Source organism: Streptomyces sp. NPDC043853, from assembly GCF_056436025.1.
In genome coordinates this window covers 242456-257023 of the sequence record NZ_JBWKDJ010000011.1, presented here as the reverse complement: position 1 = coordinate 257023, position 14568 = coordinate 242456, and the positions used below count along the sequence as shown (strand labels likewise).

Annotated in this window: 13 protein-coding genes; 11 read left to right on the top strand and 2 right to left on the bottom strand. The window is 73.5% G+C overall.

Annotated features, from left to right (window positions below):
• Positions 1-34 precede the first annotated feature (34 nt).
• The 5 genes from AC067U_RS27095 (at position 35) to AC067U_RS27075 (ending at position 5585) form a co-directional block, all read left to right on the top strand.
• On the top strand, positions 35-490 hold the full coding sequence (locus AC067U_RS27095) for a (2Fe-2S)-binding protein (protein WP_478832380.1): 456 nt from the start codon (positions 35-37) through the stop codon (positions 488-490).
• Between the two features lie 184 nt (positions 491-674).
• Positions 675-2177, top strand: coding sequence for a helix-turn-helix domain-containing protein (locus AC067U_RS27090; protein WP_478832379.1), 1503 nt, complete (start codon positions 675-677; stop codon positions 2175-2177).
• Positions 2178-2226: 49 nt separating this feature from the next.
• Positions 2227-4194 carry an APC family permease gene (locus tag AC067U_RS27085; protein WP_478832378.1) on the top strand — a complete coding sequence of 656 codons (1968 nt, stop codon included), beginning with the start codon at positions 2227-2229 and terminating at the stop codon, positions 4192-4194.
• A gap of 88 nt (positions 4195-4282) precedes the next feature.
• Positions 4283-4840: a TetR/AcrR family transcriptional regulator gene (locus AC067U_RS27080; protein ID WP_478832377.1), complete on the top strand. Its 558-nt coding sequence runs from the start codon at positions 4283-4285 to the stop codon at positions 4838-4840.
• Between the two features lie 145 nt (positions 4841-4985).
• Positions 4986-5585, top strand: a complete 600-nt coding sequence (locus AC067U_RS27075) for a DUF6461 domain-containing protein (RefSeq protein ID WP_478832376.1) — start codon at positions 4986-4988, stop codon at positions 5583-5585.
• A gap of 24 nt (positions 5586-5609) precedes the next feature.
• On the opposite strand, the gene AC067U_RS27070 is transcribed toward AC067U_RS27075, so the two are convergent.
• Positions 5610-6287: a response regulator gene (locus AC067U_RS27070; RefSeq protein ID WP_478832375.1), complete on the bottom strand. Its 678-nt coding sequence runs from the start codon at positions 6285-6287 to the stop codon at positions 5610-5612.
• 10 nt (positions 6288-6297) lie between these two features.
• On the bottom strand, positions 6298-7650 hold the full coding sequence (locus AC067U_RS27065) for a sensor histidine kinase (RefSeq protein WP_478832374.1): 1353 nt from the start codon (positions 7648-7650) through the stop codon (positions 6298-6300).
• A 180-nt stretch (positions 7651-7830) separates the two neighbouring features.
• Here AC067U_RS27065 and AC067U_RS27060 point away from each other — a divergent pair, with 180 nt between their 5' ends.
• From AC067U_RS27060 to AC067U_RS27035, 6 genes are all read left to right on the top strand, one after another.
• On the top strand, positions 7831-8100 hold the full coding sequence (locus AC067U_RS27060) for a hypothetical protein (RefSeq protein ID WP_478832373.1): 270 nt from the start codon (positions 7831-7833) through the stop codon (positions 8098-8100).
• 453 nt (positions 8101-8553) lie between these two features.
• Entirely contained in the window at positions 8554-9030 is a 477-nt protein-coding gene (locus tag AC067U_RS27055; RefSeq protein ID WP_478832372.1) for a hypothetical protein, read from the top strand.
• Positions 9027-9815, top strand: coding sequence for a transcriptional regulator (locus tag AC067U_RS27050; protein WP_478832371.1), 789 nt, complete (start codon positions 9027-9029; stop codon positions 9813-9815). Before AC067U_RS27055 ends, AC067U_RS27050 begins: the two co-directional genes overlap by 4 nt.
• Positions 9812-10279: a roadblock/LC7 domain-containing protein gene (locus AC067U_RS27045; RefSeq protein WP_478832370.1), complete on the top strand. Its 468-nt coding sequence runs from the start codon at positions 9812-9814 to the stop codon at positions 10277-10279. The genes AC067U_RS27050 and AC067U_RS27045 overlap by 4 nt, the downstream gene beginning before the upstream one ends.
• Before the next feature lie 129 nt (positions 10280-10408).
• The gene (locus AC067U_RS27040; RefSeq protein ID WP_478832369.1) at positions 10409-10783 is read left to right on the top strand and encodes a hypothetical protein; all 375 of its coding nucleotides are present in this window, start codon (positions 10409-10411) and stop codon (positions 10781-10783) included.
• A 185-nt stretch (positions 10784-10968) separates the two neighbouring features.
• Positions 10969-14547 carry a bifunctional glycosyltransferase/CDP-glycerol:glycerophosphate glycerophosphotransferase gene (locus AC067U_RS27035; protein ID WP_478832368.1) on the top strand — a complete coding sequence of 1193 codons (3579 nt, stop codon included), beginning with the start codon at positions 10969-10971 and terminating at the stop codon, positions 14545-14547.
• Positions 14548-14568: the final 21 nt, after the last annotated feature.

The window sequence follows — 14568 nt, the reverse complement described above, 5'->3', positions numbered from 1 at the left end:
AGCCTTCGAGTCCTTTCGAGATCCAGGAGTTTCCGTGCCCTCGCACACCTTCACCGTCAACGGGCGGACCGTCACCGTCGACGCGCCCGACGACCTGCCGCTGCTCTGGGTGCTGCGCGACATCCTGGGCATCCGCGGGCCCAAGTACGGTTGCGGAGTGGACGTCTGCAAGGCGTGCACCAGCCACCTCGACGGCACCGACATCCGCCCCTGCGTGGTCCCGGTGGCGGAGTGCGCCGGGCGTGAGGTGACCACCATCGAGGGCCTCGCCGACGGGGACGTCCTGCACCCCGTGCAGGAGGCGTGGCTGGAACAGGACGTCGCCCAGTGCGGTTTCTGCCAGCCCGGCCAGATCATGGCCGCCGTCGCCCTGCTGAAGCGGACCGCCGAGCCCACGGACGAGGACCTCGACGCCATCGCCAACATCTGCCGCTGCGGCACCTATCCCCGCATCCGCGAGGCGATCCGCAGCGCGGCCGCCCGTATGTGACCACCCGCGTGACCCGCGCGCCGGACAGGGCGAGGAGGCCGGGTCCCGGTGTTCCCCCGTGAGCACCGGGGCCCGACCGCTCGGGCACCAACCTAGGCTGCCGCGCTGCCCGGTGCAGGATTCGTTCCGCCCAGTGGTTCAAGGAGACGGGTATCACTGCGCACAGTGTGCGTCCGGGTGTTCAATGGCCGGTCGCCCCGCACCCCGAAGGGACCGTGCCATTCAGCCCTGGAACCGCTCCGACGACATCCTCAAGGCGCACCGGCTCGCCCACACCGGCGGCTCGGCGGCCCTGCTGCGCTGGCTCGCCCTCCGGCTGGGCGGCTGGACCGGCGTGCTGGAGGCCGGCGGTCCGGCGGCCGGGCCGGAGCCCGCGTTGGCCGCCCGGGCCGCCGCGGAACTGACGGCCCGCCAGGTCAGTTCCGCCGTCGTCGACGGCCCGTCGGCCACCGCCCTGCTGTTCGCGCTGGACGGCCGGGGCGCGCTGGCCGCCGTACTGCCCCGCCCCTACCCGCCGGGCGCGCCCGCGCTGCTGGCCGACGCGGCCGTGCCGCTGGCCCTGGTGCGGCGCGCGGAGGAGGCCGCGCGGCGCGAGGAACGGGTCGCGCTGGCGGAGGCCCGGGCCCGGGAGGCCGTGCTGCACCTGCTGATGACCGGCCGGCTGTCCACCGCCCACCAGATCGCGGAGGCCCTCACCCCGTCGCTGCCCGACCCGATGCGGATGTACGTGGTCGAGTGCCGCACCGGTACCCGGGAGGAGGTGGGTCGGCTGTGTGCGGAGCTGACCGGCGGGCGGGCCTGGGTGGTGCGCTGCCCGGTGTACGTGCGCCATCTCATCGCCCTGGTCCCGACCGATGTGGCGGCGGTCTCCGCCGAGCAGGACCCGCTGGCCGTGGCGCTGGCCGCGGCCGCCCCCGACTGCGTGACCGGGGTCAGCGAGGAGACCGCGCTGCGCGAGGCGCCGGCCGCCTACTCCCAGGCCTTCCACGCCCTGGCCGTGGCGCGCGGGCGCGCCGAGCGGCACGCCCGCTTCGGCCCCGGCCCGGAGCTCGAACTGGCCGCGCACACCGCCGGGACCGGGTGGGCCGAAGCCCTGCTCGCGCCCCTGCACACGTACGCGCCCAGGCGCCCGCAGGATCCCGGCGCCCAGGAGTTGCGGGCCACCGCCCACGCGTGGCTGAACTTCGCCTCGCACGCCACCCGGCTGCTGCGGATCCACCGGAACACCCTGGCCACCCGGCTACGGCTGGTGGAGGACGTCCTCGGGCTGGACCTCGCGCGGCTCGGCCACCAGGCGGCCCTGTCCCTCGCGCTCCGCCTGACTCCCGGCGGGGCCGACAGCAGGCCGGGCGCATCGGGAAGGGGCGGGTCGGGACCGGGCGCCGCCGGGCTCGACGAGGTCCTGCGCGCCCCGGGCCTGGCCGACTGGGCCCGCCGCCACCTGGCCCCGCTGACCGGACCCGAGGCGCCGGCCGGCGCCCGGGACACGGTCCGCGCCTGGCTGGGCCACGACGCCCGACTCGTTCCGGCGGCCGCCGCGCTGGGCATCTCCGTACCCGCCGTGCGCAAGAGGCTGACCCGGATCGAGGTGCTGCTGGAACGGTCCCTGCTGCAGTCGCCCAGCGCGCGCCACGACCTCTGGCTGGCCCACCGCGCCGAGGAGCTCGCGGGGTGCCACACCCACTGAACCGCCATGAATCAGATGAAACCAGTTGATCGTCGCCGATCATTCCGGAATGAGGCGCATCAATCCGAAACGCGTGCTGGTCGGCGAACCGCTCGACACCGCCCGGCTGGGCGAGACCCTGCTCCCCAAACGGCTCGCCCTGCCGATCTTCTGCAGTGATCCGCTCTCCTCGGTCGCGTACGCCACCGAGGAGATCCTGCTGATCCTCGCCCTCGGCGGGGTGGCCCTGCTGCACCTCGCCTCGTACGCGGCGGCCGCCATCGTCTTCCTGCTGGTGGTCGTCGTCGCCTCGTACCGGCAGACCTGCCACGCCTACCCGGGCGGCGGCGGGGCGTACGTGGTCAGCAAGGAGAACCTCGGCGAGTCCGCCGCACTGACCGCCGCCAGTGCCCTGCTCGTCGACTACGTCCTGACCGTCGCGGTCTCCGTCGTCTCCGGGGTCGCGGCCATCACCTCCGCGATCCCCGCCCTGGACGACCACCAAGTCGCCCTGTCCGTCGGCTTCGTGGTGCTGCTGACGGTGATGAACCTGCGCGGGGTGCGCGAATCCGGACGGGTCTTCGCCCTCCCCACCTACGGCTTCGTCCTCGTCATCTACCTGATGTTCGCCGTGGCCGCCGTCCGCCTGGCCACCGGCCAGACCATCCGCGCCGAATCCGCCGACCTGCCCATCATCGCGACCGGCAGCTACACCGGCCTGGCGGTGCTGTTCCTCGCGCTGCGCGCCTTCGCCTCGGGCTGCACCGCGCTCACCGGGGTCGAGGCCATCAGCAACGGGGTGCCCGCCTTCCGCAAGCCAAAGAGCCGCAACGCGGCCACCACCCTGGCCGCCATGGGGGCGCTCTCGGTCACCATGTTCTCCGGGATCACCGCCCTGGCCATGGTGTACGAGGTGCACGTGGCGGCCGACCCGACGGAGCTCGGCCTGCCGCCGGGCACGCCGACCTCCACCGCCCTCGCCCAGATCGGCCGCGCCACCTTCGGGGACTGGAACGTCCTCTTCTACCTGCTCCAGGGGGCCACCGCCGGGGTACTGGTGCTCGCCGCGAACACCGCCTTCAACGGCTTCCCGATGCTCGCCTCGATCCTCGCCCGGGACGGGTACGCGCCGCGTCAGCTGGCCAACCGGGGGGACCGGCTCGTCTACTCCAACGGCATCGTGCTGCTGGCCCTCACCGCCGTCGCCCTGATCGTCGCCTTCGACGCCAGCCTGACGCGCCTGATCCAGCTGTACATCATCGGGGTCTTCGTCTCCTTCACGCTCTCCCAGTCCGGCATGGTGCGGCACTGGAACCGGGTGCTCGCCGACCCCGCCACGCCGGCCGCCGAGCGCGTCCGGATCCACCGCGGCCGCGCGATCAACGCGGTCGGCGCCACCATGACCTCCGTGGTCCTGGTCATCGTCCTGATCACCAAGTTCACCCACGGGGCCTGGCTGGTGGTGATCGCGATGCCGCTGCTGTTCCTCGGTCTGAGAGCCGTACGACGGCACTACGACCAGGTCGCCCGGCAGGTCGCCGTCGCTCCCGGGGTGAAACCGCACCGGCCCGCCCGGCACCATGTCGTGGTGCTGGTCTCCGCCGTGCACGCGCCCACCCTCAAGGCCCTCGGGTTCGCCGGGGCGCTGCGCCCGGACAGCCTGACGGCGCTGAGCGTGGCCGCCGACGAGGCGGCGGCCGCGGAGCTGCGGGCGCAGTGGGCCGCGCACGACCCGGGCGTCCCGCTCAGGATCCTGCACTCGCCCTACCGCGAGGTGGTCCGGCCGGTGCTGGCGCACCTGCAGGAACTCGCCGCGGGGGAATCCGGCGGCATGCTGTCGGTGGTGATCCCCGAGTTCGTGGTGGGCCGCTGGTGGGAGCAGCCGCTGCACAACCAGATCGCGCTGCGGCTCAAGGCCCGGCTGCTGTTCACCCCCGGGGTGGCGGTGATCGACGTTCCCTACCTGCTGGAGTCGGCGCAGCACGTACCGTCCGGGCGGGGCGCCGACGGCGGGGAGACATCGGCTAACGTGAGCTGAGCACTGCACTTGCAGTGCTCAGCTGTAGCGCAGATCCGCTGCCCTGCCCGTCCGCTGCCTTGCCGATCCGTCCCAGGGGGAGAACGCCGTGCGCCAGAACCCGGAGCGCCGAGCCGCGCTGCTCGACGCCGCCATCGAGGTCCTCGCCCGCGAGGGCTCCCGCGGGCTGACCCTGCGGGCGGTGGACAAGGAGGCTGGCGTACCGACCGGGACCGCCTCGAACTACTTCGCCAACCGGGCCCAGCTGCTCGGCCAGATCCTGCACCGGACGCACGAGCGGCTGGTGCCCGACGACGCCCTGCTGACCGGACCGCTGGACGCCGCGCACCTGCTGCGCGACCTGCTGGCCCGGATGCGGCGCGAGCGCAGCGTGCACATCGCCATGCTGGAACTGCGGCTGGAGGCCACCCGCCGGCCCGAGCTGCAGGAGGAGCTGGCCGGTTTCCTGGCGGCCGAGCTGGAGGGCAACGTGGCCTGGCACCTGGACGCGGGCCTGCCCGGCGACCGGACCGGCGTGGTGCTGCTGTACCTGGCCATGCTGGGGCTGATCGTGGACGACCTGACCGCGCCCGCGCTGCTCGACCCGTACCCGGTGGACGGGCTGATCGACTCCATGGTCCGGCGGCTGCTGCCGACGCAAGCGTGACCCGCTGCCGTCCGAACCGTGATCCGCTGCCGCCCCGAACCGTAATCCGCTGCCGTCGGAACCGTAATCCACAGGCACCCGGCCCGGATGCCGACGAGCCGTATCGTGGTGTGCCTGGGGAACCGACCGCACCTCGGGAGGCACCGTGGAGCACGGCATCACATGGCTGGCCGACTGGCCGGACTGGTACGCGGGACTGACCTTCGCCCGGGGCATCGGCCCCGAGGAGCTCGCCGCCCGGCTCGGCGCGGTGCCCGGCATACGCCCGGGCGATCTCGGCGCCTCGGATGCCTGGAGCCTCGCGATGGACGCGGTGGAAGGAGACGGCGTGGCCCGGGTCGGTACCTGGGGAGACTGGTCCTTCGCGGTGGAGCACGGCGCCCCGGCGGGCGCGGAGTTGCTCGCCGAGATAGGCCGGGACGGCACCGAGGCCGTGCACCTCGACCCACAGCCCGACCACCCGCCCAAGCAGTTCTGGTACGCCCGCGACGGCGTGGTCGTGTGCTGCTTCGGGCTGGGCGAGGAGGTCTGGCGGGGCGGGCACCAACCGGACTTCCTGCTGCCGGAGCTCGTCTCCGCGGGCATACTCCACCCCGACGGCACCGACGCCCGCCCCGGGCACGAGCCCGGAGAGGAACGCGACCGGCACACCCTGGGCGTGCTGGAACGCCGGTTCGGCCTGTCGCTGCCGCGCCGCCTGGTCGAAGAGGCGCTGCTGCCGGCCTTTGTGACCGGCGCGGCCTGACCCCGGCCGGCCGGGCGCCCCGGGTCAGGCCGGGCCGGACTCGCCCGCGTCGTGCACCAGCAGGGCGATCTGCACCCGGTTGTTCAGGTCCAGCTTGGTCAGGATCCGCGAGACATGGGTCTTCACCGTCGGCAGCGACAGGTACAACTCGCGGGCGATCTCGGCATTGGAGCGCCCGCGGCCGACGGCGAGCGCCACGTCCCGCTCCCGGCTGCCGAGCAGGCCCAGGCGGGCCCGGGCGGCCCCGGCGCGGTCCTCCCGGCCGTCCCGCCCGTCCGGGCCCGCCCCCGCGACCCGGTCGATCAGCTGCTGGGTGACCGCGGGCGACAGCACCGGCTCCCCGGCGGCCACTTTCCGCACCGCCGTGACGATCTCCTGCGGCGGGGTGTCCTTCAACAGGAAACCCGCGGCCCCGGCACGCAGCGCCCGCAGCACGTGCTCGTCGGTGTTGAACGTGGTCAGCACGATCACCTCGGGCGCACCCGGCCGGGCCCGCAGCGCCTCGGTCGCGGCCAGCCCGTCGGTGCCGGGCATCCGGATGTCCATCAGCACCACCGCCGGGGAGTGCTCCGCGACCAGCGCGGGCACCTCGGCCCCGTCGGCCGCCTCGCCGACCACCTCCAGGTCCGGGGCACCGCCGAGCATCAGCCGGAGCCCGGCCCGCACGATCGGGTCGTCGTCGACCAGCAGCAGCCGGATCACGGGCGGTACCTCACAGTCTTGGTTCGGCGGACTCCCAGGGTAGCCAGGCGGAGATCCTGAACTCCCCGTCCACCGCCCCGTACTCGAACCGGCCGCCCACCAGCCGGGCCCGTTCCGCCAGCCCGGCGAGCCCCTGTCCGCCGCCGGCCGCCGTCCCGGCCGCGGCCGACGGCAGGCCCGGCCGCGGACCGTCCGGGAGCGGGCTGGCCACCCGCACGGTCAGGCCTTCCCCCGGTCCGCCCGACACCGCCACGCGGACCGGCGTACCGGGCGCGTGCTTGCGCGCGTTGGTCAGCGCCTCCTGGACGATCCGGTACGCCGCCCGGCCGACGGTCGCCGGCGGCTCCGGCAGGGGCGGCGCCGCGGCGTCCGCGGCCGCCGTACCGCCCTGCGGGTCCGTGGCCCCGGCGTCCGTGGCCCCGGCGTCCGTGGCCGCCGTACCGCCCTGCGGGTCCGTGGCCCCGGCGTCCGTGGCCCCGGCGTCCGTGGCCCCGGCGTCCGTGGCCGCCGCCGCGCCGTCCCGGCCCCGCGACCCGTCGTAGGCGATGCGCGTCCCGGCCCGCCGCGACTCCGCCACCAGCCCGGCCACGTCGGCCAGACCCGGCTGCGGACGGCCGCCGAACTCCCCGGGCGGGGACCGCAGTACGCCGATCACCTCGCGCAGGTCCTGCAGCGCCAGGTGCGCCGACTCCCGGATGACCCCGGCCGCCCGCTCGATCTCGGCCCGCGGCGCCCCCGGATTGAACTCCAGCGCCCCCGCGTGCAGGCTCAGCAGAGACAGCCGGTGCCCCAGCACGTCGTGCATCTCGCGGGCGATCTCCTCCCGCGCCGTCCGCTGCGCCCGCTCGGCCCGCAGGGCCGCGTCGGCCTCCGCCAGCTCGGCCCGTTCCCGCAGCGAGGCGATCAGCTGCTGCCGGGACCGCCGGAACAGCCCCCAGCCGACCGCCCCGCCGATCAGCACGAAGTACGTCACGGCCGAGCCGGCCCGGTCCTCCGCCATGCCCGGCAGCCGCCACAGGAAGAACGGCAGCGGGGCGAACGCCAGCGCGGCGATCCACGCCGTCACCCGCCACGGGCGGCTCGCGGCCACGGTGAACACCGCCACCAGCGCCGGCCCGGTCAGATAGTGCGCCACGCTGCCCCCGAGGAGCAGCACCACGGCCAGCTGCACCGGCCACCGGCGGCGCAGGAACACCGCGGCGCAGCCCAGCGCCCCCACCAGCTGGTCGGCCGTCCCCCGGACCCCGGTGTACGCCTCGCCGGCCGGCACGGCGCGGGTGCTGAGCACCGCGACGAAGGCGGCGAGGAGGAACAGCCCGAGGTCGGCCGCCAGGTCCCGGCGGCTCCGGTGAACGGTGTGCATGCCACGCAATCTAGGCCGGGCAGGTCCGGTCCGGCACCCGGGCGCCCGGACCGGAGCCTTCGGCCGCGCACACCGGTACCAAAGTACGACCCGCCCGGACCCGGGCCGCCGCCTTTGGTCGCCCGGTCCGCAGCCCGAAGCACGACGCCCCGCAGGACCGGCCCGGCCTACCTTCGGCCCATGACTCCTTCGTCCTCTCCGGTGCCCCCGTCCCCGTCCCCGTCCTCCTCCCCGTCCCTCAAGAGCCTGGTCGGCGGAGCCGGGTTCCTCCTCCTCGTGGGTGCCGTCAGCGGCCTGCTGCACGAATGGCTCGGCTGGATCCGCTTCTTCGGCTTCCTCCGCTTCCTCGTCCCGTCCGGACACGAGGTGTTCGGGTACGCGGTGATGGCCGTGCTCGGGCTGGCGCTGTGCGCGTCCGCCGAGCGGTTCGGCCGGCGTGCTCGCGGATGACCACCCGGCCACCTCGGCCCGGGCGCCGGCGCGTACGGCGTCCGCACCCGCTCGATCCGGCCAACCTCCTTGGCCGGCGGACCCGGACCACGTTTCCGTCGCACTCGGGGCACCGGATGACGAACCGGTCGGATCCGGTCGGTCCGGTGCCGTCGCCGGGACGGCCTCCGCGCCGTGCCGCGAGGACCGTCCGTCCGCTGCTCACGCCCTCCTCCACCGGGTACGGCTCCCTTCGGGGACGCGATCCGGGCAGGATGGAGGCTCCACTCGGTGATCCTCCGCTCGCGATGTGACCACCCTCAGCCGGATTCGGCCAATCCGAGTCACCTTCCGCGCATGTTCCGCTGGAAAATGCCAGAACCCCCTTCCGTAGTACGGAAGTTCAGTAAGTTCCTCTCTGTCGCCACCGTACGACCGAGCGCTACGGAACATCTGGCCGGGAGGGGAGCCCGCGTGCCCGGGATCGATGAATGCCTGTTGCAAGCCATGACCCTGCCCGGTGCCCGGGGCGCCGCGCTGGTGGACTGGAGCAGCGGGCTGGCCCTCGGCACCGTGGGGGAGTCGCCGGTCGGCGACCACGAGACCACGGCGGCCGAGACCGCCGAACTGGCCCGGGCCGCCGCGGAGTACGAGTCCTTCGCGTCCGCCGGCATGCCCGCGGACGAGCCCGGCTTCATGTCCGCCGTGCGGGGCGCGGACGGCCGGGGGGACCGGGGGGCCGATGGCGGCCCGGGCGCCGCCGAGCCGGACGGCCCGCCGGTCGAGGACCTGATCGTCACCACGAGGACCGGCTACCACGTGCTGCGCTTCGTGAACACCAGCTTCGACAGCAGCGTCTTCCTCCATCTGTGGCTGGACAGAACCGAGGGCAACCTCGCCCTGGCCAGACTCAGACTCCGCGATCTCGCCGAAGGGCTGGTGCTGAGATGAGCGCCGCCCGCCCCGCCGCCGACTGCGCGGTCGTCTCGCCCCTGCTCACCAGGCTCGCCGCCGAGCGGGCCACCGGCGCCCTGCTGCGCGACCGCGGCACCCTGTTCCTGGAGAACGGACGCATCGTGCACGCCGAGAGCCCCGCCACTCCCGGCCTGGACGTGCTCCTGACCACCGGTGGCGGACTCGCCCCGGAACGCTGGCGCGAGGCCGTGGACCGGGCCGGAGCCCGCCGCCAGGTGGCCCGCTTCCTGGTGGACAGCGGCGGTCTGGCCGGCGGCGAACTGGAGATATGCCACCTCGCGGCCATGTACGACGCGGCGTTCTTCGCCCTCTCGCCCGGCTCCGGCCCGTCCCGGTTCCGGCGCGGCGCCACCCACTGGATCGGCCAGGTGGTGTCCGTACCCGCCGAGTCCGTGGAGCGCGAGACCCACCGGCGCCGCGAACTGCTCGACGCGGTCTGGCCCTACCCCGCCCTCGACACCGCCCCGGTCGTGCCCCGGCAGGCCGCCCCCGGCCAGACGGTCACCACCCGCCAGCGCATCCTGCTCCGCCACGCCGACGGTGTGCGGACCCCCGCCCAGCTGGCCTGGGCCCTGGGCCGGCCGGCCTTCCACACCCTGCTCGACGTACGGCGGCTCGCCGCGGCCGGACTGGTCGAGACCCCGCGCGCACCGGTTCCCCGGCCGGCCGCGCCCCCCCTGCCCGACTGGGTCACCGAGGCGCAGAGCCCGGACGTGGCCCTGCTCCGCCGGCTCCGCGACGCACTGGAGGCAAGCCTGTGAGGCTCCCGCTGCGGCCGCGTTCGGACCGGCGCCAGCCCGAAAGGAGAACCGTGACGGTTCCCGCCGAAGCCGAGACCGAGATACTCGCCGAGCTCCGGCGGCTGCGGGCCCGCGTCCCCCAGCTCACCGGGGCTCTCGCCGCCAGCGCCGACGGCCTGGTGCTGGCCCAGGACTCCGCGACCACCGAGGCCGAGGCGGTGGCCGCGCTCACCGCCGCGGCCCTCGGCGTCGCGCAGCGACTGGCGGACACCACCGGGCAGGGCGCCTTCCGTGAACTGCTGGTCCGCGGGGAGCACGGCTACATCGCCACCTACGCCGCGGGCGAGGCGGCCGTGCTCACCCTGCTCGCCGAGCCCCGGGCCAACGTCGGCCGCCTCCATCTGGAGGCCCGCCGCTCCAGCGTTCACATAGCCGGACTGATCGACGCCACGTTCGCCCGCCGGGGCCCCGGCGGGCGGCTCTGAACACCGCAACGTCCCGGATCACCGCACGTCCCGAATCACCGCACGTCCCGAATCACCGCTACATCCCGATCACCACACCATCACGAACACACCGAAAACCCGCATACCTGAACGAAACGGAGAAATCCCATGGCGAACGTGGACACCGTCCTCAAGGAAGCCACCACCACCATCGACGGTGCGCTCGGCGCCGCCCTGGTCGACTACGGCAGCGGCATGGCCCTCGGCACGGCGGGCGGCGGCAAGGACCTGGACCTCAACGTGGCCGCCGCCGGCAACACCGACGTGGTGCGCGCGAAGGTCCGCACCATGGAGCTGCTGAACCTGAACGACGACATCGAGGACATCCTGATCACCCTCGGCGGGCAGTACCACCTGATCCGGCTCCTCAAGGGCCGGAACTCCCAGGGCCTGTTCCTCTACCTGGCCCTGGACAAGCAGCGGGCCAACCTGGCGATGGCCCGGCACCAGCTCCGGAAGATCGAATCGGGCCTGGAGGTCTGAGTCCCGAACGGGGCTGTCACCGGCGGGTCACAGTCCAGCGGCGGGCGGCTTAAATCTGGCCGCCCGCCTCGCCAACCTGTGGGTGTATGTCCATTTTTGTCTGGACTTCACAAAGTCATTACCGCGTAAGATGTTGTACTTAGCTGATCATTGACTGACAAAGCCCGCTGGAGAGCCACCACCCCATGTCACCGCGCCTGAGCATCGTCGTCCCCGTGTACAACGTCGAGCTCTATCTCGACGAGTGCCTGGAGTCCCTGGCCGCCCAGACGTTCCGCGATTTCGAGGTCGTGATGGTCGACGACGGGTCGACCGACACCAGCGCCGTCATCGCGAAGGCCTTCGCCGCCAAGGACAAGCGGTTCCGCCTGGTCATGCAGGAGAACGCGGGGCTCGGCGCCGCCCGCAACGTGGGCGCCCGGCACATATCGGCAGGCAGTGAGTACCTGGCGTTCGTCGACAGCGACGACACCATGCCGGACAACGCCTACCAGCTGATGATCGACACCCTGGACGAGACGGGCTCCGACTTCGTGGCGGGCAACGTGCTCCGCTTCCGCTCGGTCGGCATGAACCAGTCCTGGGGACACAAGGCCCCGTTCGCCAAGACCCGGCTGAAGACCCACATCTCCAAGTTCGCCCCGCTGGTCACCGACCGCACCGCCTGGAACAAGGTCTACCGCCGCACCTTCTGGGACGAGCACGGCTTCCAGTACCCGGAGGGCATCCTCTACGAGGACGCCCCGGTCAGCATCCCCGCCCATTACTTCGCCGAGAACGTCGACATCCTGAGCGACGTCGTCTACCACTGGCGGGTCCGCGAGACCGGCGAGCGCTCCATCACCCAGCGCTCCACCGACCCGGTCTCCCTCACCGACCGCGTCACCTCCGTGCGCCTGGTCCGCGAGTCCCTCAAGGCCAAGGAAGGCCAGGTCTACGCCAAGTACCTGCGCGAGTACGACCACAACGTGCTCGTCGAGGAACTCCCGCTGATCTACAAGTACGTGCCCGAGGGCGGCCCGGACTTCCGCGCGGCCTTCGTCAAGGACGTCGGCGGGCTGGTCCGCGAGATCGGTACCGAGCCCTGGGCCGACCTCGCCGTCGGCGACCGCCTCAAGGCGTACTTCGCCCGCGAGGGACGCGTCGACGACTTCATCGCCCTGCTGGAGCACCAGGAGGACTTCTCCTGGAGCATCCCGATCAAGGGCCTGGCCCGCCCGCAGGCCGACTACCCCTTCCTGCAGGGCCGTCCGCCGGTCCCGGCACCGCTGCTCGCCGTCGGCCGCCGCGAGCGCCGCCTCGTCAGCGGCCTGGAAACGGTCAAGTGGGCCGAGGGCAAACTGCTCCTCCGCGGCTTCGGCTTCCCCGGCCAGCTCGGCGCCGAGAGCCGACTGCGCTCCCGCAAGAAGCTGGTCTTCCGCGAGAAGGGCCAGCGCCGCAAGGTCGTCGTCGGCGCCCGTACCGTCGCCGACCCGCAGGTCAGCGCCGGCCACGCGCACCTCGCCCTGCGCCACGCCGACTGGGCCGGCTTCACCGCCGTCCTCGACCCGACCGCCTTCCAGCAGGGCGGCCGCTGGCAGGACGGCGTCTGGAACGCCTCCATCGTCGTCAAGGACGTGGCCATCCCCTACCAGGCCCGCCTCAAGGCCGGTGACCACGACAGCGCCCAGGCCCCGCCGGCCCACTGGGTCGACCAGGACGTCCGCATCGTCGCCTCCACCGCCGGCAACGCGCTGTCCCTGAAGGTGCAGAACGTCAAGGCCCGCGTCACCGGCGCCCACGCCGTGGACGAGGACACCATCGAGCTCGCCGGCGAACTCGCCGACCACCCCGGCGACGGAGCCGTGCTCCGCGCCGAGCACCTGCACACCGGCACCGTCGCCAACTTCCCGATGGAACCCGGCGCGCTCGCCGGCAACGGCCGGACCCCCTTCACCGTGCGGGTCCCGCTCGCCGAGCTGGCCGCCGTCCCCGACCGGGAGGTCGGGCCCGGCCACTGGACCCCCGAGCCGTGGTCCCTCTGCGTGGAGAAGGCCGACGGCACCCGCCTGGACCTCGCGCACGACGAGCGCGGCGGCTTCCACGGCCTGGTCCTGCCCGTCCCCGGCGACGCCACCGGCCGCGCCCTCTTCGTCAAGCGCACGGCCGTCGGCCACCTGCAGTTCTCCATGCAGCCCTCGCCCCCGCTGGTCGAGCGGGCGAGCGCCGAGAACGGCGTGATCAGCCTGAGCGGCACCTTCCACAAGCCGTCCGCGCACGCCGACGAGGAGTTCGAGCTCGTCCTGCACAACTGGCGCGGCGAGGAGTACAGCCACCCGGTCAGCACCGCCGACGGCCGCTTCGAAGCCGTCTTCACCCCGGTCCTCCCCGAGTCCTACGCCGGCCGGGCCACCCTGCCCGAGGGCCGCTGGTGGCCCACCCTGCGCCCGGTCTCCCGCGCCGGGACCACCGCGGGCCTGCTGGGCGTCGACCGCGGCGCCCCCGTCCAGATGGTCGCCCCCGCCCTGGGCGGCGGCCCGGTCACGGCCTCCGTCGACGGCCGCCGGATCCACGTCCAGTCCCGCTTCTACGACCGCATGGCCCTGGTCTCCGACTCGCTGCGCAGCCCGCACGACCGGGCCCGCTACCACCAGCGGGTCATGCGCGACGAGACCTACCCGCAGCTGCGCACCGCCCCGCTGCGCGACGTGGTCGTCTACTCGACCTTCCAGGGCAACGGCGTCGGCGACTCCCCGCTGGCCGTCCACCGCGAACTGGTGCGCCGCGGCGAGAAGCTGGAGCACGTCTGGCTGGTGAACGACGGCCGCGCCGAGGTCCCCGCCACCGCCCGCGCCGTGGACCCGCACTCGCAGGAGGCCTGGGAACTGCTGGCCCGCGCCAAGTACTTCGTCACCAACGACAGCGTCCCGCGCTGGTTCGAGCGCCGCGAGGGCCAGACCGTCGTACAGACCTGGCACGGCACGCCGCTCAAGCAGATCGGCCTGGACTACATCCACGACTACTACAGCAGCCCCGCCGTCCTGGAGGCGCTGGAGCACGACAGCGCCCAGTGGACCCTGCTCGCCTCGCCGAGCAGCTTCGCCACCCCGGTGCTCACGCGCGCCCTCGGCTTCAAGGGCGAGGTGCTGGAGGTGGGCAGCCCCCGTACCGACGCCCTGGTCGAGCGGGACGAGGAGCGGGCCGCCGAGGTCCGCCGCCGGCTGGGCATCCCCGAGGGCAAGAAGGTCGTCCTCTACGCCCCGACCTGGCGGGAGAACCGCGAGGGCTGGAGCGGCGGTTACAAGCTCGATCTGCGGATCGACCTGGAGGCCGCCCGCCGCGAGCTCGGCGAGGACCACGTCCTGCTGGTCCGCGGCCACTACCGGGTCAACGAGCAGGTGCGCGACGCCGTCCGGGACGGCTTCGTCAAGGACGTCTCGCGCTGGCCCGACACGACCGACCTGCTGCTCGTGGCCGACGTGCTGATCAGCGACTACTCGTCCGTGCTGTGCGACTTCGCACTCACCGACAAGCCGATCCTGCTGTTCACGTACGACCTGGAGCACTACCGGGACACCCTGCGCGGCTTCACCTTCGACTTCGCGGAGAAGGCCCCCGGTCCGCTGCTGGCGGACTCGGAGAGCCTGATCGCGGCCGTGCGCGACGCGGACGCGCTGGGCGCGGAGTACGCGGAGAAGCGGGCCGCGTTCCGGGCCGGGTTCGCCGACCTCGACCGGGGCGACGCCGCCGCCAGGCTCGTCGACCGGATGCTCGGCACGAAGTAGCCGCCGCCGGCATTGGGCCGG